Genomic DNA, 17669 nt, shown 5'->3' with positions numbered 1-17669 from the left:
TCCGTCAACCCTATGAGCACCGGAGGTCCGTCCGCAGACCACAGAGTGTCGTCAGAAGGTCCTGCTCCACAGGTTGATCGCGTAGTCCACCTCGACGCCCGTGTGCGAGGCGAGGATCCGGCGCGCGTCCTTCGGCGTGAACTCGATCTTCACCACCGCCTCCAGATCGGCGCGGGTCTCGAACCGCCACCCCATGTCCAGCGGTGTCCGGTGCCAGCCGCGATCGGTCCAGAACCGCTCCACCTCAGGCGCCTTGGTCTTCGGGTACGACGTACTGAACCACTCCCCGAACGTCGAGCGGCTCCCGTCGTTGTCGATCACGAACGCGGTCCCGCCGCGGCGCATCACCCGGTCCAGCTCGGCCAGCCCGGGCTCGCACCCCGGCCCGAAGAAGTACGCCCAGCGCGCGTGCATCACGTCGACCGATGCATCCGGCACCGGCAGGTGTTGCGCCGTACCTTGGCGTACTTCGACGTTCGGCAAGGCCTCCGTACGTCGACGGGCCGCGTCCGCGAGTGCTCCGTGCGGCTCGACGCCGATCACCTGTGCGGCCGTCGCGGCGAACGTCGGCAGGTGGAAGCCGGTCCCGCAGCCGATGTCGAGGACCGTCGCGCCGGTCCAGTCGCGGATCGCCCGCATGGCCGGCTCGATCACGCCGTCCGGGTCGACGGCCCGGTTCTCGACCTCGTACACCGTCGGGTGATGCCAGATGTTCGGACTCGGGATCCCGCCCTCCGCGATACTCACGACGCCCGAGCCTAATGCAGTTGAGCTGACCTGCTGGCGCTGCAAGGCTGCGCCGTATGCAGATGACCGAGTACGCCGGCCCCGATGGCCTCAGTGACATGCAGGAGCTCGTCCAGCGGACCTGGAGCCCGGCGTCCCGGCTGCACCTCGGGGATGTCGCCTGGGAGCGCAGTGTCAACTCCCGCCGGTCGGCCGCCGGCTGGCGAACGGCAGTCTGGCGGGACGGCGACGACGTCGTGGCGTGGGGGTGGCTCGCGCAGCCCGGCCACCTACTCATGACTGTCGACCCGGACCGACCGGAGCTCGCCGCGACGGTTGTCGAGTGGTTCCGCTCGACAGCAGATGGGCCGCAGTTGGCTGCCGGCGTACTGGAGACCGAGAAGCATCTGCTGGCTGCGCTGGAGTCGACCGGCTTCCGGCGTGACGACGATGCGCCGTACTACACCCACCACTGGATCTCACTGGACGCGCTGGCCGAGCCCGTCGTGCCAGAAGGGCTGACGCTGCGGCACGTACGACAGGACGAGGTGGCGAAGCGGGGTGCCGCGCACCGGGCGGCCTGGTCGGACCTGAGGCCGTCGAACGTGACCGACGACGACATGGCCGAGGTGATGTCGACCCGGCCCTACCAGCCCGAGCTGGACTGGGTTGTGGAGAACGAGGCCGGAGAGTTCGTCGCCTCGGCGCTGATCTGGCTGGACGAGAAGCACCAGATCGGGCTGGTCGAGCCGGTGGGATGCGCGCCGGCGTACCGGCGGCGTGGACTCGGTGCGGCGGTCAACCTGGCCGCATTGCACGCGTTGCGGGAAGCAGGTGGGACGAAGGCCGTTGTCTGTCCGCGAGGTGACGACGGGTACCCACAGGCGCGGGCGCTCTACCAGAGCATCGGGTTCCGGCCGGGCTCACGCACGCTGCATCTGCTGCTTGGTTAGTGCGGCGAGCAGGGCGGCCGGGATGAGCAGGATGCCGCAGAAGACGGCCAGCCAGTGGAAGCCGAGGTATGCGAGGACCGGACCGGCAGCTGTGCCCGAAAGGGAAGCCAGGACGCCCATCGTCAGATCCGACAGACCCTGCGCCGACGTACGGATGTCGTCCGGGACGGACCGCGACAGCAGCGTGGAGCCGGCGACCAGACAGGCGGACCAGCCGAGGCCCAGGGTGAACAGGGCGAGTCCGGTCAGCGCATGGGCATCGTCCGGCGCCACAGCGGCCAGGGTCATCGCGATGGCGAGGATGCCGAGGCCGATGCCGATCGTCGGGATGCGGCCGAGTCGATCGGCCAGCCAGCCGGTCAGCGGGGACAGGGCGTACATGCCGGCCACATGTCCGCTGATGACGAAGCCGACGATGGTCAGTGAGGCGCCGTGGTGGCGCAGGTGGACCGAGGTCATCGACATCACGCCGACCATCACGGCGTGAGCTGTCGCGATCGCCAGCAGACCGAGACGGGCGTGCGGGATGCGGATGACCTGCCGGAACGTCTCGGCCAGCGGCTGGCGTTCCACCTTGCCCGGCCGCACCTGGCTGCGCATGCCGACCCACACCGTGGCCGCGCTGAGGCCGAAGGCGACGACCGAGAACAAGTACGGACCTGCCAGCGCCAGGATGCCTAGTGACGTGCCGACCGAGCCGCCGACACCGGTGAGGTTCGGTCCGACGATCACGCCGATCGTGGTGGCCCAGACAACCAGTCCGAGCGAACGGGCGATGCGGCTGGGCTCCGCGGAGTCAGTGGCGGCGTACCGCGACTGCAGGTTGGAGGCCGAGCCGCTGCCGAACAAGCAGCCCGCGGCCAGCAGGAGGACCAGCGAGCCGATCTGCGCGGCGACGATCGTCAGTGCGGCGCCGACGAAGGCGATCAGGTAGCCGAGGCTCAGCGAGACCCTGCGACCGTGCGAGCGAGCCAGACCGGCCAGCGGTACGGCGAGGACGGCGGCGCCCAGTGTGGTCGACGTGGCGACCAGACCGGCCATGGACGTGGACCCGGAGACGTTCTCCGCGAGCAGTGCGGCGACGGCGAACCCGCTCGCCGTTGCGACCCCTCCGAGCGCGTTGCTCGCCACCAGAACCCGCAGGGTCGTCCGCTGCCGATCGCTCGTCACGGGCAAACCCTCTCATGAACCTGACACTGAAGGTAGGTCGATTGTTAGTGCTTATCCCCATTGCTTCTGCGCAGTTCTGAACAGATATAGGATCGTCCTGACATAAATCGACCTGCGCTCCCTGGAGTCCCGATGTCCGACATCGCGATCGTCCCTGCCCCGCGACAACTCACCGTTGACGAAGGCCGGTGGATCACTGCCGACCCGGTCGGTGAAGCAGTCCGGGACGTCGTCGAGAACCTCGACCCGAACGAGTACCGCATCGACGTCAGCGCCGACGGCGCCCGGCTCACGGCCGGCTCCGAGGACGCGCTCCGGCACGCGGAGACGACGTACGCGCAACTGGTCGAGGCCGCCGAGCCGGCTGAGAACGGGAAGGTCGCCGTACCGCTGGCGCACGTCGAGGACGCGCCGCGGTTCGGCTGGCGCGGGATGATGCTCGACGTCGCGCGGCACTTCATGCCGAAGGAGTTCGTCCTCAAGGTCATCGACGTGCTCGCGCTGCACCGGCTGAACGTGCTGCACTTCCACCTCACCGACGACCAGGGCTGGCGGGTCGAGATCGAGGCGTACCCGCGGCTCACCGAGGTCGGCTCGTGGCGGGCCGAGACCATGGTCGGCAAGATGTCGCACGGTCAGCAGGAGTTCGAGTACGACGGCACGCCGCACGGCGGGTTCTACACCAAGGACGACCTGCGCGAGATCGTCGCGTACGCCGCGGAGCGCGGGATCACCGTCGTACCCGAGATCGACCTGCCCGGTCATATGCAGGCCGCGATCACGGCGTACCCGGAGCTCGGGAACCACCCGGACCAGCAGTTGACGGTCCGTCCGTACTGGGGCATCAGCGACGACGTGCTGAACGTGAACGACGCGACCGTCGAGTTCGTCAAGACCGTGCTGCGTGAGGTGCTGGAGATCTTCCCGTCGCCGTACATCCACCTCGGCGGCGACGAGTGCCCGTCGGTGCAGTGGGCCGAGTCGGAGGCGGCGCAGAAGCGGCAGGCCGAGCTCGGGCTGGACGAGCCGGGGCAGCTGCAGGGCTGGTTCACCGCGCAGGTCGCGGAGGTGCTGGCCGAGGAAGGGCGCCGGCTGGTCGGCTGGGACGAGATGGTCGAGACCGACTGCCCGAAGGACGCGGTCATCATGGCGTGGCGCAGTGCGCAGCGCGGCGAGGTCGCGGCGAAGGCCGGGCACGAGGTCGTGATGGCGCCGTGCGAGTCGGTGTACTTCGACTACTACCAGGGCGACCCCGCGACCGAGCCGCTCGCCATCGGCGGCGACATCCCGCTGGAGAAGGTGTACGACTTCGAGGTGATCCCGGCGGCGCTGTCCGACGAGGAGAAGGCGCTGATCGTCGGGACCCAGTGCCAGATCTGGACCGAGTACATGGAAGGCCCGGAGCAGGTCGGCTACATGCTCCTCCCGCGCCTGTCCGCCTTCGCCGAACGCGCCTGGGGCTCCCCAAAGGTCTCGTACGAAGAGTTCCTCACCCGCCTCCGCCCCCACCTGACCCGCATCGAGAACCTCGGCGTCAACTATCGCCCCCTCGACTGACACGGCCCCAGGTACCTGAGGGGATAACAAAATCTCCGTTAGCCCTGTTAGGTGGGGTAGACGGCCCGGCCCTGTCTGACGAACGATGAACCGTCAGAAGGTCCGGGTCGGGAGCGGAGGCGCGCACATGACCGCGGTTGGGCCGCTGGATGCGATGTTCCTGGGTGGGGAGTCGCGGGAGCAGCCGATGCATGTCGGTGGGTTGATGCTGTTCGAGCTCCCGGAAGGGGCCGGCCGGGATCACGTGTTCCCGGAGTCGTCGCGGGACTTCGTGTCGCGGCTGTACCACGACATGGTCGCGGCGCCGGAGGTGAATCCGCTGTTCGCGCGCCGGGTTCGCAACCGGCCGGTGGACCTCGGCTACTGGTCCTGGGAACAGGACGACGAGATCGACCTGGAGTACCACGTCCGGTTGTCCGCCCTGCCCCGTCCCGGCCGGTACCGCGAGCTGTTCGAGCTCACCAGCCGCCTGCACGGGACGCTCCTCGACCGGCACCGCCCGCTGTGGGAGATGCATCTGATCGAGGGCGTCGAGGGCCGCCGGTTCGCGATCTACAGCAAGATCCACCACTCGATGATCGACGGCGTCACCGCGCTGCGCTGGATGCAGGACACCCTCACCACCGACCCGACCCGCACCGGTATGCCGGCCACGTACGCCCTGCCGCCGAAGGTCGCAGAGCCGCGACCCGAGACCGGGTTGCTGCAGGCGATGGCCAAGGTGCCGGGTGACGCGTTGAAGACGGCCGCCGGGCTGGCCGGTCTCCCGCTGGCCGGCGTGAAGAGCCTGCTGCACTCGACCATGCCGTTCCAGGCGCCGCGGACGATCTTCAACCAGCCGGTCACCGGCGCGCGGCGGTTCGCGGCGCAGTCGTGGCCGATCGAACGCCTGGAGAAGGTCCGGGCGATCACCGGCGCGACGCTGAACGACGTACTGCTGGCGATGTGTTCAGGGGCCCTGCGCAACTATCTGCTCGAGCTGGACGCCCTGCCGGACAAGGCGCTGACGGCGATGGTGCCGGTCTCGTTGCGTACGTCGGACGACGCGCCCGGCGGCGGGAACTCGCTCGCCACGCTGATCGCCGACCTCGCCACCGACCAGGCGGATCCGGAGCGCCGGATCCGCCGGATCATGGCATCGACCGCGCACGGCAAGCGCGTCCTGTCCGATCTCAGCCCGCTGCAGAACCTGATCGTCGGCGCCCTCGGCTTCGGTGTCGCCGGCCCCGCCGCGGTCCTACCCGGCGTCGCCGCTCATACGACGCCGCCGTACAACGTGGTCATCTCGAACGTGCCCGGCCCCGCCGACAGCCCGCTCTACTGGAACCGCTCCCGCCTGCTCGGCCTGTATCCCGCGAGCATCGTCCTCAACGGCCAGGCCCTGAACATCAGCGTCACCAGCTACGCCCACGAACTCCACTTCGGCCTGATCGGCTGCCGCCGCACCGTCCCGCACCTGCAACGCATGCTCGCCCACCTCGAGACATCACTTGCCGACCTCGAGAACATCCACTAAGCCAGCAACGCGTCCATCTGCCCGACCGCCAGCTTGAGCCCCTCGTCCATCCCCATTCCGAGCAGCTGATCCATCTGCTCCCGCGAGTCGAACACCGCCCGCAGTTCCATCCGGGTCTTCCCGTCGTGCGAGCTGAGCTGCATCTGCGTCGTACTGGCCGGCATGTTGTCGACCGGCTTCCCGTCGGAGTCCGCGAAGGCGTCGATGAACTCCAGAGACGTCGGTACGTCGACAGCAGTGATGTTCCACCGCCCGTGGTACTTCTCGCCTTCCGGGCTGGTCATGTAGTACGTGACCGCACCGCCCGGCGTCAGATCGTGATCGACCATCGTCGCGGGATGCGTCGGCGGTCCCCACCAGCGCTCGAGCTTGCGCGGGTCGGCCCACAGGTCCCACACCCGCTCGGCCGGCGCGTCGAAGTCGGCGATCAGGGTCAGGGTCAGTGCGTCGAGATCCTTGTCAACGCTGGTCACGCTCATCGTCCTCAGTCCTCTCGGTCAATAGGTCGGACATCCGGTCCACACGTCCACGCCAGGTCGCCTCGAGCTGGTCGAGGGCGTCTCTGGCCCGCCGTACGGCGTCGACGTCGGTCCGCACGAGTTGCTCGCGGCCACTGCGTTCCTTGCTCACCAGCCCGGCCCGTTCCAGTACGGCGACGTGTTTCTGCACGGCCGCGAAGCTCATCGGGTACGACTCGGCCAGCCGCGACACCGATGCCTCGCCGACCAGGCACCGCCGCACGATGTCGCGCCGCGTCGTGTCGGCCAATGCGTGGAGCAGTCGATCGACCACTTCTTCATCTACAACCATTTGGTTGTACGTTAGGCCTACGTGAACCACAGGTCAAGCAGTACGACGGATTTACGAGGGGTTACAGCCGAACGATCCCGTTCGGTGTGCTGAAGACGGCGGCGACCAGGCCGGGCTGACCGTTCGGGCCGACCCAGGCGACGTCGAGGTCGTCGAGGAGGTGGTCGGCAGGGTGACCGATCCAGTCGGTGACCCGGGTCGGGTCGCCGGCGATCTCCAGGCCGGAGAGCTTGATGTCCTTGCCGCCGATCGACGGGTGCTCGCCGAGGTCGTCCCAGTGGATGAAGAACGGCAGCTGCGGGTCGGCCATCAAGCCCTTCACGCCGATCTGCCGCCAGGTCAGGTTCAGCCCGTCGGGGCGGTGCCGGTTGCCGGGGACCGCCTGCCGGCCGAGGCGCGTCTCCATCCGCTCCATGTCGCGGACCGCCACGACCCAGCCCAGCCAGCCGCCGCCGAGCTCCTTGCGGGCGCGCACCGCCTGCCCGAACGGCGCCTTGTCCGACGCCGGGTGGTCGAGCACGTCGACCACCTCGATATACCGATCGTTCTCCAGCGGGAGGATGTGGTTCACCGTGCCGAAGCGCGGATGCACCCCACCGTCGACGAACTCCGCCCCGAGCGCTGCCGACAGCCGCTCGACGGTCGCCCGGCACCCATCAGGCCCGCACGCGTACGACAGATGATCCAGACGCATGCCTGTCATTCTTACGCCCTCCACCGACACTCGTGTTACCCAGGGTGTGTCGGACTACTGTGAGGTGTCATGCACACAGTCGTCATCGGCGGTACCGGTCACATCGGAACCTATCTCGTCCCGCGCCTGATCCGGCTCGGACACGACGTCACGGTGCTGAGTCGCGGCGAGCGTACGCCGTACCACTCGGACGGGACCTGGAAGACCGTCGAGTTCGTCCAGGTCGACCGGAACGCGGAAGACGCCGCGGGGACCTTCGGCCGCCGGGTCGCGGACCTGAACCCGGACGTCGTCATCGACCTGATCTGTTTCACCGAGGACAGCGCCCGGCAGCTCGCCGAGGCGGTCGAAGGGAAGATCCAGCACCTGCTGCACTGCGGCACGGTTTGGGTCCACGGCCCGAGCATGAGCGTCCCGACCCGCGAGGACGCACCGCGCAAGCCGTTCGGCGACTACGGCGTACAGAAGGCCGCGATCGAGGCCTACCTGCTCGCCAAGGCCCGCCGTGACGGCTTCCCGGTCACGATCGTCCATCCCGGTCACATCTGCGGCCCCGGCTGGACGCCGGTCAACCCGGCCGGCAACTTCGGCCTCGCCGTCTACGAGAAGCTCGCCCAGGGCCAGGACGTCCTGCTGCCGAACCTCGGCCTGGAGACGCTCAACCCGGTCCATGCCGACGATGTCGCGGGCGTGTTCCTGGCCGCGATCGCGAGTCGCTCGACCGCGATCGGCGAGAGCTTCCACGCCGTGGCGAGTGACGCGATCACCCTGCGCGGGTACGCCCACGCGGTCGCCGACTGGTTCGGCCGGCCGTCCCGACTCGGTTTCCTCCCGATCGGCCAGCTGCAGCAACAGCTGTCCAAGCAGGACGCGGCCGCCACCTGGGACCACGTCGAACACAGCCCCCACTGCTCGATGGAGAAGGCCGCCAGGCTGCTCGACTTCCGTCCGCGCTACTCCGCGTTCGAGGCAGCCCTGTCCGGCATCAGCTGGCTCGTCGACAACGGCAAGATCGCTACTTAGAGGCGGGGTGCGGCAGCAACGGGCGCGCAGCCTCGAGGCGCTGGCGGCACAGGTCGGCGAGTACGTCGTACGCCTTGAGACCCATCAGCGTCTGCAGCTCGACCTTGCTGGACTCGAACACCGGCTCGACCGCGATGTGCGCCTCGGTGTTGCCCGTGCAGTACCAGTCCAGGTCGTGTCCGCCCGGTCCCCAGCCGCGCCGGTCGTACTCCCCGATGCCGACCTCGGTGTACGTCGACCCGTCCGGCCGCTCCACCTCGCGGAAGGTCCGCCGGATCGGCAGCTGCCAGCACACGTCCGGCTTGGTCTCGACGAAATGCACGCCGCGCTTCAGCGCCAGCCCGTGCAGTGCGCACCCGGCGCCGCCCTCGAACCCCGGCCGGTTCAGGAAGATGCACGCACCCTCCCAGACCCGGGTCTTGCGCTCGCCCTCGTCGTCGGTCTCGACCCAGCCGTTGCCCCGGCCTTCCTTGCGGAACTGCCAGTCGTCCTTGCCGAGCTCCTTGACGTACTTCTTGACCCGCTTCTCGTCGTCGGCGTCGGAGAAGTGCGCACCGAGGGTGCAGCAGCCGTCGTTCGGACGGCCCTTGTAGATCCCCTGGCAGCCACCGCCGAAGATGCAGGACCAGTTGGAGGTCAGCCAGGTCAGGTCGCAGCGGAAGACCTGGTCGGAGTCGGCGGGGTCGGTGAACTCGACCCAGGCACGGGGAAAATCGAGAGAAACCTCAGGCACCTGGAAAGCGTACGCGCAGGACCCGGCGATCCGTGAACGACGACTCCAGAACAGTGGATACTCCGGTTGTCCAGTAGCGTGAGGGTATGCGGCTCGGCGTACTCGACGTGGGATCCAACACCGTCCATCTGCTCGTGGTGGACGCGCATCGCGGTGCCGCGCCGCTGCCGGCGTACTCGCACAAGATCGAGCTGCGACTGGCCGAGCACCTGGACAAGGACGGCAAGATCGACCAGTCCGGTGCCGACGGGCTGGTCGCGTTCACCAAGGAAGCGGTCGAGCTGGCCGAGGACAAGGGCTGCGAGTCGGTGCTCGCGTTCGCGACCTCGGCGCTCCGCGAGGCGCCGAACGGCGAGAAGGTGCTGGGCCGGGTCCGCGACGAGACCGGTGTGAACCTCGAGGTGCTGACCGGCGAGGTCGAGGCCCGATTGACCTTCCTGGCGGTACGGCGTTGGTTCGGCTGGTCCTCCGGGCGCCTGGCGGTGTTCGACATCGGCGGCGGCTCGCTCGAGATCGCGGCCGGATCGGACGAGCAGCCGACCGTGGCGGAGTCGGTCCAGCTCGGCGCGGGCCGGCTGACCCGCGAGGGGCTGACCGCGGACCCGCCGAACAAGGACGAGGTCCGGGCGCTGCGTCGCCGGATCCGGATGGAGCTGGCCGCGGTCGCCGGTCCGGTACTGCGGGCGGGTAAGCCGCAGCGTTCGGTTGCCACCAGCAAGACGTTCCGTTCCCTGGCCCGGCTCGCCGGCGCGGCCCCGTCCGCCGACGGACCCTACGTGCCGCGCACGCTGAACCGCGACGACCTGAACGAGTGGATCCCGAAGCTGATCAAGATGACGGCTGCCGAGCGGGCGGCCCTGCCCGGGGTCTCGGCCGGCCGCGCGTCCCAGCTGACCGCCGGCGCGCTGGTCGCCGACGCCGTGATGGACCTCTTCGACCTGCCCGCGCTCGAGGTGTGCCCGTGGGCCCTCCGCGAAGGCGTGATCCTGTCCCGGCTCGACCAGCTGCAACCCCGGTGAACCCCCGTACGGCCGCGAAGATCGGCCTGTCCACAGCTTCCGTCTATCCAGAGTCGACCGCGAGCGGCTTCGAGCTGGCCGCCCGGCTCGGGTACGACGGTGTCGAGGTGATGGTCGGGATCGATCCGCTGAGCACCCAGATCGACGCGATCCAGCGGCTGATCGACTACCACCAGTTGCCGGTGCTCGCGATCCACGCCCCGACCCTGCTGATCATGCAGCGCGTCTGGGGGACCGACCCGTGGAGCAAGCTCGAGCGCAGCGCCGAGGCCGCGAGGGAGCTCGGCGCCGACGTGGTCGTCGTACACCCGCCGTTCCGCTGGCAGCGGGACTACGCGCGCGGGTTCGTCGAGGGGGTCGCCCGGATCGAGGAGCAGACGGGCGTAACGCTCGCGGTGGAGAACATGTACCCGTGGCGCGCACCGGGCAGAGACCTGCAGGCGTACGCGCCGAGCTGGGACCCGACCGAGCAGGAGTACGCGCACACCACCCTCGACCTGTCGCACGCGTCCACCGCCGAGCAGGACTGCGTCGAGCTGGCCGCGACGATGGGCAAGAGCCTGACCCACGTGCATCTGACCGACGGCACCGGCTCCGCGAAGGACGAGCACCTGGTCCCGGGTCGCGGCACGCAACGCGCCGCGGACCTGCTCGGCGTCCTCGCGCAGCAGGACTTCCGCGGCCACATCATCATCGAGATCAACACCCGCCGCGCGACCAGCCGCTCCGAGCGTGAGGTCGACCTGGTCGAGTCGCTGGAGTTCACCCGCAAGCACTTCGTCCGGTCTGGAGCCTCCCGGTCGCGGCGTACGTCGTTCGCGGTCACCCCGGACGGTGAGATCTCGGAGCTGACTCCGTGACAGCTACCGGCCGTACGCCGGGACGCCGCCCAGGGGGACCGGATACCCGGGGGGAGATCGTGCAGGCCGCCCGGGAATCCTTTGCGGACAAGGGATTCGCGGCCACCTCGATCCGCGCCGTCGCACGCCGGGCCGGGGTCGACGCGGCCCTCGTGCACCACTACTTCGACAGCAAGGACGAACTGTTCATCGAGGCGATGGCGATCCCGGTCGACCCGCGCCGGATCGCCGCGCAGATCGTCGACGGACCTCTGGAGGACATCGGGCGTCGGATCGCCACCGTCTTTCTCGGTGTCTGGGAGTCGCCCGACGGTCAGCAGCGGATGAAGGCACTGTTCCGCAGCGTCGTCACCAGCGACGAGGTGGCGCGGATGATGCGCGAAGGCATCACCCAGATGATCATCCAGCCCGTCTCCCAGGTGCTCGACGTACCCGACGCGCAGCTGCGGGTCGGCCTGGTCGCCTCGCAACTGGTCGGAGCCGCGATCGTCCGGTACCTGGTCGGGCTCGAACCGGTCGCGTCCATCGACGTCGAGACCTTGATCGACCGGTTGGCGCCGGTCCTTCAGCTGCATCTGACCGGTTGATGGAGATCCCGACCGACGGCGAGATCCGTGCGCTGCACCGGGAGTACGCGCCGAGCCGCGACGCGTTCGAGCTCGTCCATGAGCACTGCCGCCTGGTGTGCTCGATCGCGGAACAGTTCTTCGCCGGTGTGGACATCGACACCGACCTGGTGCGTGCGGGCGCGCTGCTCCACGACATCGGGGTGTATCGCCTGGAGTCGACGGCGTACGTCCGGCACGGCGTACTGGGGCACGAACTGCTGGCCTCCCTCGGCTTCCCGGTCGAGCTCTGCCGGTTTGCGTCGTGTCATACCGGTGTCGGGATCACGCGCGACGACGTGGTGCGGCAGTCGCTGCCGATCCCGGTCGACGACTACCTGCCGCGGACGCCGGAGGAGGAACTGGTCATGTACGCCGACAAGTTCCACAGCAAGCGACTCCCGCCGGTCTTCCTCACCGGCGACACCTACGCCGCCGAAGCCAGCCGATTCGGCACAGACAAGGTGCAGAGGTTCGCTGTTCTCCGGGACCGGTACGGCGACCCGTCACTGGCCGGGTTGAGTCGGGACACGGGCTACACCATCGTCTAACGAGCTGTTGCCATGGAACGACGTACGCGCTAAATTCATCACATGATGAAAAACGCTGTGAGCTGCCGCGACGTCGTCGTGGTGCGTGGCGACCGGGAGGTCCTGCACGGGGTCGGGTTCGACCTCCGGGCCGGGTCGGTGACCGGGCTGCTCGGGCCGTCCGGCTGCGGCAAGACGACGCTGATCCGCGCGATCGTCGGCCTGCAGGCACGGGTGACCGGCGACGTCTCGGTCCTCGGGCTACCGGCCGGCGCGCCGAAGCTGCGCGGCCGGATCGGCTACGTGACGCAGGAGCCCAGTGTGTACGGCGATCTGACCGTCACCGAGAACCTGCGCTTCTTCGCGGCGGTTCTCGGGGTCCCATCGTCCGACGTGGAGCGAGTCGTCGAAGCGGTCGATCTCACGTCGCACGCGGACGCCCGCGTCGATCAACTGTCCGGCGGTCAACGATCCCGCGCGTCGCTTGCGGCCGCACTGCTCGGTAGTCCGGAGCTGCTGGTGTTGGACGAACCAACGGTCGGCCTGGACCCCGTTCTGCGCCGTGATCTCTGGAACCTCTTTCACCAGCTCGCCGAGGCCGGGTCGACGCTGCTCGTGTCGAGTCACGTCATGGACGAGGCCTCACGCTGCGATCGTCTCCTGCTGATGCGGGACGGTGAACTGCTCGCCGACGACACGCCTCAGGACCTGCTCCTGTCGGCGGGGACCAGCGACATCGAGCAGGCGTTCCTCACCCTGATCGACCGGAAGGCTGGTGCGCGATGACCCCGCGAGTGACGTTTGCCGTAGCCGCTCGAGTCCTGGCCCAACTCCGGCGGGACCACCGGACGGTGGCGATGCTGATCGTGCTGCCGGCCCTGCTGGTCAGCCTGATGTGGTGGATGTTCACCGACTCCCCGATGGTCTTCGACCGGGTCGGCGGTCCGCTGCTCGCAGTCTTCCCGTCGATTATCATGTTCGTCGTCACGTCGGTCGCGACCTTGCGCGAGCGGTCGAGCGGGACGCTCTCCCGGCTCTTCACGATGCCGATGGGAAAGCTGGATTTCCTGCTCGGATACGCGCTCGCGTTCGCCCTGATCGCCGTCGTCCAGGCACTCGCCGTGGTCTCGATCGCCTTGTACCTCTTGGATCTGGACATCCAGGGCGCCGCCTGGCAGCTCGGCGTGGTCGCAGTCCTCGACGGCGTGCTCGGTACGGCGCTGGGCCTGTTCGCGAGCGCCTTCGCGGCAACCGAGTTCCAGGCCGTACAGATGATGCCGGCCGTGATGATCCCGCAGATCCTGCTGTGCGGCCTGCTCGTCCCACGCGATCAACTACCCACAGTCCTGCACGCCGTGAGCGACGTACTCCCATTGTCCTATGCGGTCGACGCAGTACTAGGAGTTGCCAAGGGCAACGGCTTCACCACCGGCACAGGCGTCGACACCCTGGTCGTACTGGCCTTCATCCTCGCCGCCCTCGGCCTAGGCGCAGCAACCCTCAAACGCCGCACCACATAAGATTCAAGGCGGCCGAGCCTTGAGCGGGTGGCGCGCCGGGTGTGAGACTGCGGAGATGTCTCAGGACCTCGTTGAAGTTGCATGCCGGTGGGTCGACGCGTTGGAACAGGGTGACGTGCCAGCGGCGAACGCGGTCAGCGGTCTCGGCGGATGGGATCCAGGGCCGTGGATCGCCGAGAGTTGGCGGCCGCGTGTGGAGGAGCTCGCGGGTTCGGACCGGGCGGTGAGCAGTGCGCGGCAGGTCAACGATCACATGATCCGCGTCGTCCTGGAGGGCAACGGTGGACAGGCGTTCGTGAGCGTCGTGCTCGACGAGGCCGCCAAGGTTGTCGGTACGTCGGTCGACTCCGACGAGCAGGACGGACGATTCTGGGTCGTCGTCGGCTGCCCCGAGGAGCGAGCCGACGAGCTGCGCGCGTTCTACACGATGCTCACCCACGGACGGATCGGGCCAGGCGAGGGCCGGATGCACCCTCCACGCTGGCGCGACCCGGCACACCCGACGCAGATCCACCTCGACGTACTCGTCGCCGACCTGGACGCCGCCGAGCGCTCGGTGCTGGAGCACGGAGCGACGCAGCTGGAGGACTTCCCCGGCTGGCGTGTGTACGCCGACCCGGTGGGCCATCCGTTCTGCCTCTACCCCGGCCTCACCGAACCCACGGACCGACTCGGCACCCTCGTCCGCGTCGTGATCGACTGCGCCGATCCACCGCCGCTGGCCCGGTTCTGGGGCGGCCTGCTGGACATGCCCCGAATTGTCGAAGACTCACCCGACCGGATCGTGATCGGCCGCGACGACGACCGGCTCCCGATGATCGCCCTGCAGCGCGTCCCCAACTACCAACCACCACGCTGGCCCGACTCCGAATACCCGCCACAGATGCACTTCGACATCGGCTTCGACGACCGGACCGCGAAAGAACGCCTCGCCCTCGAGCTCGGAGGAACTCTGCTACCACCGCAGGGCGGCAGCTGCCCCGTGTACGCCGACCCCGCCGGTCACCCGTTCTGCCTTTGCTACAAGGGCGAATGAACCGACCACAGCAACGGCCATCGGGCTGATGCCGTCAGCCGTTGCAGTGTCTGGTCACCGCCGGCCGCTACCGAGCGCTCGCGGCGGCCAGGCCGGCCGCCGCGAGCAAGGTCAAGGTTGTGCGCATCCTGCTCATGTCTCCCCCTTCGAAGCTTGATGGGTGAGACCAGCGACACAGCCGTTTGGTTGATAGCGATCGTCGTTACGCGAAGACCTTGATGACCTTTCCGGCCCGGTCGTACGCCGCGACCTTCGGCTGGTCCTTCAGCTTGAACACCGACTTGGTCGTCGTCCAGGTGTACGCGAACCAGCCGCCTTCGCCGACCGGGACCTGGTAGACCGGTCCGTTCCCGATCCGCACCCGGACCGTGACGGCGGCCTTCGAGGAGACCCGGCCCCAGCCGGTCATCCCGTACTTCGTGCAGGTCCCCGCCGTGCAACCCCCGCCGCCACCGGCGGCCTCGTACATGTCGGCACGGGCCGATTTGTCGGCCGGGTTGAGCACCGGGTCGTCACTGCCGAGCTTGGTCAGCGTCGCGAACGTCGTATTCCGTTCGCGCTCGCCGCTGAAGGTCTTGTCCCCGGACAGTTCGCACTCGACGACCTTGTGTCCGGTGGGGGAGATCGCGACCAGGGCGGCCTCGTTGAGCACCTTCGACTCGTCGGAGGCGACGACCTGCCAGCCGGTCACGTCGATCCAGGCCAGCACGGAACAGTTCCGCAGCTTGTCCGCGGTGCTCTTCGGCAGCGGATCCTTCGCCGCCGCCGCGACCAGCGCCGCCGACGGCTTGTCGCCGCCGGGGACGATGCAGGTGGTGCCCTTCGCGCCGACCTTGAACTCGTACATCGCCATGTGTCCCGCCCGCGCCGTACCCATGCCCTCGAGCTTTCGGGTCTCCTCCGGGTTTCGTAGGGCGCAGCGGCGCTCGGCCTCCTCGTGCGTGATCCGCTGGTCCGCGGACGCCTCGCCGCGCGGGATGCCCGGTACCGGGCCGAACTGCGAGTTCGCCGCCTGATCGCCCGCAACTCCGGGCTGGTTGCCGGCCGAGCTCAGGTTGGGCAGCAGGCTCGCGCCGAGGGCGATCACCGCGACACCCGCGACCGCCCCGCCCGTACCGATCAGTTTCCGGCGCCGCCTGCCACGGCGGCCGCGCTCCAGCAGCAGGGTCGTGTCCAGCGGATCCATCCCCTCCGACTCGGCGAGTCGGTGGAGTGCGGCGCTGACCTCTCGTACGTCTTCCATCTCGTTCTCCTTCACAGCGCCCGGCTCGCCCGCCGCTGGTCAATGGCTCGTCGGAGAGTGTCGAGGCCTCGTGCCGCCTGGCTCTTCACGGTGCCCGTGGAACAGCCGAGGATCTCCGCGGTCTGCTCGACGGACAGGTCCTCGTAGTACCGCAGTACGACGCACGCCCGTTGCCGCGGCCCGAGCGACTGCAGCGCAGCCAGTACCTCGTCCCGCTCGGCATGCCCCGCCGTGAAGTCGTCGTACCCGACCTGGTCCGGTACGTCGGCGATCGTCACTTCCCGCCGCCACGGCCGCCGTTTCCCGTCGTACGCCGCATTCACCACCATCCGGCGCGCGTAGGCGAACGGGTTGCTCACCCGCCGTACTTTCGGCCAGGCCAGGTACAGCTTGTACAGCGCGTCCTGGACGACGTCGTCTGCCCGGTGCCGATCACCCGACACCAGAAACGCCGTCCGCCGCAGGGCAGCCCCCGCCCCTTCGACGAACTCGACGAACTCCCGGTCCCGCTCCACCATCCCAGCCTCCACTCTCCATCTCCCCCTCAAGACGGAAGCCCGGAACGCCCAGGTTGCATCCAGCCCAGGTTCACGCGGTTCGGGCTTACACGAGTAGCTTTGCGGCGCCGTCGACCAGCGTCCTCGCGTTCCGGATCGCGGCCTTGGCCTTGGCGGCTCCGACGTAAATCATCCCGTAGTGTGCGCCGTCTTTGATGTCGAGCAGTCGTCGGAGCGCCTGGGACAATGCCTTGCCGTCCGGGCCCGCCTGGGCGACCATCTGGATTGCCTGTCGATGGTCCTGGCCGCGCGATCGCTGACCTAGGGTGCCACAGCATGCCGCATCGGCGGCGGCGATGCCGGCGAGTACAGCCAAGGCGGCCGCCACATTGTCGTTGGCCAGTTCATCGTCTTCGGCGCCGACGAGTTCGGCGACCTCGAGGAACGCCCGCGCCTGATTGAGCCGGACGGCTGCCTGGGCCCGGTTGCACTCCTGGGCTCTGCCGGTCGGGTTCATCGCGGCATCACCTGCTGAACGATCCGGTTGCGCAGGTTGCGGAAATCTGGCCCGTAGACCGTAAAGGCATCGCGCAGCCAGTCGTCGACGATGGGCTCGCCGACACGGAGGTGATCGGTGAATTCGCTCTCGCTGAGATCGTAGATCTGCAGGTGATTGCCAGTCCATGCGAAGACCTGGTCGCCGAGTAGGTCGACATCGGCGACCCAGCTGTCTGGCGGGTCATCGGTGAACTGGTGAACGAGGAGCAGATCGACGTCACTGCGCAGATCCCCGTCACCGCGGGCCGTCGAGCCGAACACGCTCGCATGGACGGGTTGCTGCGGCCATTGCTCGATCACCTCGCCGATCCGCTGGAACAATCGCTGCCGCAGCGCGGTGAGCTCCAGCACAGCGGCCGCAGCCAGGTGCTCGCGGTTCAGTGTGTATTGGACTGCACTACCGACCTCCGACGCGGTCACCAGCCCAGTGCTCGCCAGGCGGCGCAGGACCTTGCGCGTCCCGGTCTCGCTCCCGCTGGCCGCCAACTGGTGGACCTTCCGGCCGGTCAGCGGCTTGGAGGTCCGGGCCAGCACTGCCAGCACCGGACCATCGAGCGTCGGTATCACGGTGCTGATGGGTCGGGACATGTCCATCGCAATACTATAGTGCCGATACCAG

General features: G+C 68.5%; 21 protein-coding genes. 11 read left to right on the top strand and 10 right to left on the bottom strand.

Annotation, left to right across the window (positions count from 1 at the left end; all coding sequences use genetic code 11):
- Positions 1 to 51 precede the first annotated feature (51 nt).
- A complete protein-coding gene (locus tag OHB24_RS07355; protein WP_327638187.1) occupies positions 52 to 747 on the bottom strand; it encodes a class I SAM-dependent methyltransferase in 696 nt (231 codons plus the stop codon).
- A 56-nt stretch (positions 748 to 803) separates the two neighbouring features.
- On the opposite strand from OHB24_RS07355, the gene OHB24_RS07350 reads away from it, so the two are divergent.
- A complete protein-coding gene (locus tag OHB24_RS07350; protein ID WP_327638186.1) occupies positions 804 to 1679 on the top strand; it encodes a GNAT family N-acetyltransferase in 876 nt (291 codons plus the stop codon).
- Here OHB24_RS07350 and OHB24_RS07345 read toward each other — a convergent pair.
- On the bottom strand, positions 1650 to 2849 hold the full coding sequence (locus tag OHB24_RS07345) for an MFS transporter (RefSeq protein ID WP_327638185.1): 1200 nt from the start codon (positions 2847 to 2849) through the stop codon (positions 1650 to 1652). The genes OHB24_RS07350 and OHB24_RS07345 overlap by 30 nt on opposite strands.
- A gap of 132 nt (positions 2850 to 2981) precedes the next feature.
- Here OHB24_RS07345 and OHB24_RS07340 point away from each other — a divergent pair, with 132 nt between their 5' ends.
- The gene (locus OHB24_RS07340) at positions 2982 to 4406 is read left to right on the top strand and encodes a beta-N-acetylhexosaminidase (protein ID WP_327638184.1); all 1425 of its coding nucleotides are present in this window, start codon (positions 2982 to 2984) and stop codon (positions 4404 to 4406) included.
- A 127-nt stretch (positions 4407 to 4533) separates the two neighbouring features.
- On the top strand, positions 4534 to 5922 hold the full coding sequence (locus OHB24_RS07335) for a WS/DGAT/MGAT family O-acyltransferase (RefSeq protein ID WP_327638183.1): 1389 nt from the start codon (positions 4534 to 4536) through the stop codon (positions 5920 to 5922).
- Here OHB24_RS07335 and OHB24_RS07330 read toward each other — a convergent pair.
- The 3 genes from OHB24_RS07330 to OHB24_RS07320 all read right to left on the bottom strand — a co-directional run bounded on the left by OHB24_RS07330 (position 5919) and on the right by OHB24_RS07320 (position 7426).
- Entirely contained in the window at positions 5919 to 6395 is a 477-nt protein-coding gene (locus OHB24_RS07330) for an SRPBCC family protein (RefSeq protein WP_442913953.1), read from the bottom strand. The two genes, OHB24_RS07335 and OHB24_RS07330, sit on opposite strands and share 4 nt — an antisense overlap.
- Complete coding sequence (locus OHB24_RS07325) at positions 6382 to 6732, bottom strand: ArsR/SmtB family transcription factor (RefSeq protein WP_327638181.1); 351 nt, start codon at positions 6730 to 6732, stop codon at positions 6382 to 6384. Before OHB24_RS07325 ends, OHB24_RS07330 begins: the two co-directional genes overlap by 14 nt.
- Positions 6733 to 6793: 61 nt before the next feature.
- Positions 6794 to 7426 (bottom strand): VOC family protein, encoded by a 633-nt coding sequence (locus OHB24_RS07320; RefSeq protein WP_327638180.1) that lies wholly within the window; start codon positions 7424 to 7426, stop codon positions 6794 to 6796.
- Between the two features lie 69 nt (positions 7427 to 7495).
- Between OHB24_RS07320 and OHB24_RS07315 the strand changes: the two genes are divergently transcribed.
- Positions 7496 to 8449 carry an NAD-dependent epimerase/dehydratase family protein gene (locus OHB24_RS07315; RefSeq protein WP_327638179.1) on the top strand — a complete coding sequence of 318 codons (954 nt, stop codon included), beginning with the start codon at positions 7496 to 7498 and terminating at the stop codon, positions 8447 to 8449.
- On the opposite strand, the gene OHB24_RS07310 is transcribed toward OHB24_RS07315, so the two are convergent.
- Positions 8442 to 9182, bottom strand: a complete 741-nt coding sequence (locus OHB24_RS07310; protein ID WP_327638178.1) for a hypothetical protein — start codon at positions 9180 to 9182, stop codon at positions 8442 to 8444. The two genes, OHB24_RS07315 and OHB24_RS07310, sit on opposite strands and share 8 nt — an antisense overlap.
- Before the next feature lie 86 nt (positions 9183 to 9268).
- Between OHB24_RS07310 and OHB24_RS07305 the strand changes: the two genes are divergently transcribed.
- Genes OHB24_RS07305 through OHB24_RS07275 form a run of 7 tightly spaced genes read left to right on the top strand, consistent with a single transcriptional unit; the run spans position 9269 to position 14752 of the window.
- Complete coding sequence (locus tag OHB24_RS07305; protein WP_327638177.1) at positions 9269 to 10201, top strand: Ppx/GppA phosphatase family protein; 933 nt, start codon at positions 9269 to 9271, stop codon at positions 10199 to 10201.
- Positions 10198 to 11061 (top strand): sugar phosphate isomerase/epimerase family protein, encoded by an 864-nt coding sequence (locus tag OHB24_RS07300; RefSeq protein ID WP_327638176.1) that lies wholly within the window; start codon positions 10198 to 10200, stop codon positions 11059 to 11061. Before OHB24_RS07305 ends, OHB24_RS07300 begins: the two co-directional genes overlap by 4 nt.
- Complete coding sequence (locus OHB24_RS07295) at positions 11058 to 11648, top strand: TetR/AcrR family transcriptional regulator (RefSeq protein ID WP_327638175.1); 591 nt, start codon at positions 11058 to 11060, stop codon at positions 11646 to 11648. The genes OHB24_RS07300 and OHB24_RS07295 overlap by 4 nt, the downstream gene beginning before the upstream one ends.
- The gene (locus OHB24_RS07290; RefSeq protein WP_327638174.1) at positions 11648 to 12217 is read left to right on the top strand and encodes an HD domain-containing protein; all 570 of its coding nucleotides are present in this window, start codon (positions 11648 to 11650) and stop codon (positions 12215 to 12217) included. The genes OHB24_RS07295 and OHB24_RS07290 overlap by 1 nt, the downstream gene beginning before the upstream one ends.
- Before the next feature lie 42 nt (positions 12218 to 12259).
- On the top strand, positions 12260 to 12982 hold the full coding sequence (locus OHB24_RS07285; protein WP_327638173.1) for an ABC transporter ATP-binding protein: 723 nt from the start codon (positions 12260 to 12262) through the stop codon (positions 12980 to 12982).
- Complete coding sequence (locus OHB24_RS07280; protein WP_327638172.1) at positions 12979 to 13716, top strand: ABC transporter permease; 738 nt, start codon at positions 12979 to 12981, stop codon at positions 13714 to 13716. Before OHB24_RS07285 ends, OHB24_RS07280 begins: the two co-directional genes overlap by 4 nt.
- A 55-nt stretch (positions 13717 to 13771) precedes the next feature.
- Complete coding sequence (locus OHB24_RS07275; protein ID WP_327638171.1) at positions 13772 to 14752, top strand: VOC family protein; 981 nt, start codon at positions 13772 to 13774, stop codon at positions 14750 to 14752.
- Between the two features lie 202 nt (positions 14753 to 14954).
- Here the strand turns inward: OHB24_RS07275 and OHB24_RS07270 are convergent, their stop codons facing one another.
- From OHB24_RS07270 to OHB24_RS07255, 4 genes are all read right to left on the bottom strand, one after another.
- Entirely contained in the window at positions 14955 to 15995 is a 1041-nt protein-coding gene (locus tag OHB24_RS07270; protein WP_327638170.1) for a hypothetical protein, read from the bottom strand.
- Positions 15996 to 16006: 11 nt separating this feature from the next.
- Complete coding sequence (locus tag OHB24_RS07265) at positions 16007 to 16513, bottom strand: SigE family RNA polymerase sigma factor (RefSeq protein WP_327638169.1); 507 nt, start codon at positions 16511 to 16513, stop codon at positions 16007 to 16009.
- A gap of 85 nt (positions 16514 to 16598) precedes the next feature.
- Positions 16599 to 17009 carry a hypothetical protein gene (locus OHB24_RS07260; protein ID WP_327638168.1) on the bottom strand — a complete coding sequence of 137 codons (411 nt, stop codon included), beginning with the start codon at positions 17007 to 17009 and terminating at the stop codon, positions 16599 to 16601.
- Entirely contained in the window at positions 17006 to 17644 is a 639-nt protein-coding gene (locus OHB24_RS07255; protein ID WP_327638167.1) for a nucleotidyltransferase domain-containing protein, read from the bottom strand. The genes OHB24_RS07260 and OHB24_RS07255 overlap by 4 nt, the downstream gene beginning before the upstream one ends.
- Positions 17645 to 17669: the final 25 nt, after the last annotated feature.

The sequence above is a fragment of the Kribbella sp. NBC_00482 genome, from assembly GCF_036013725.1.
Lineage (GTDB): Bacteria > Actinomycetota > Actinomycetes > Propionibacteriales > Kribbellaceae > Kribbella.
The sequence above is the reverse complement of the archived record's forward strand: the minus strand, read 5'-3'. Positions and strand labels throughout refer to the sequence as shown.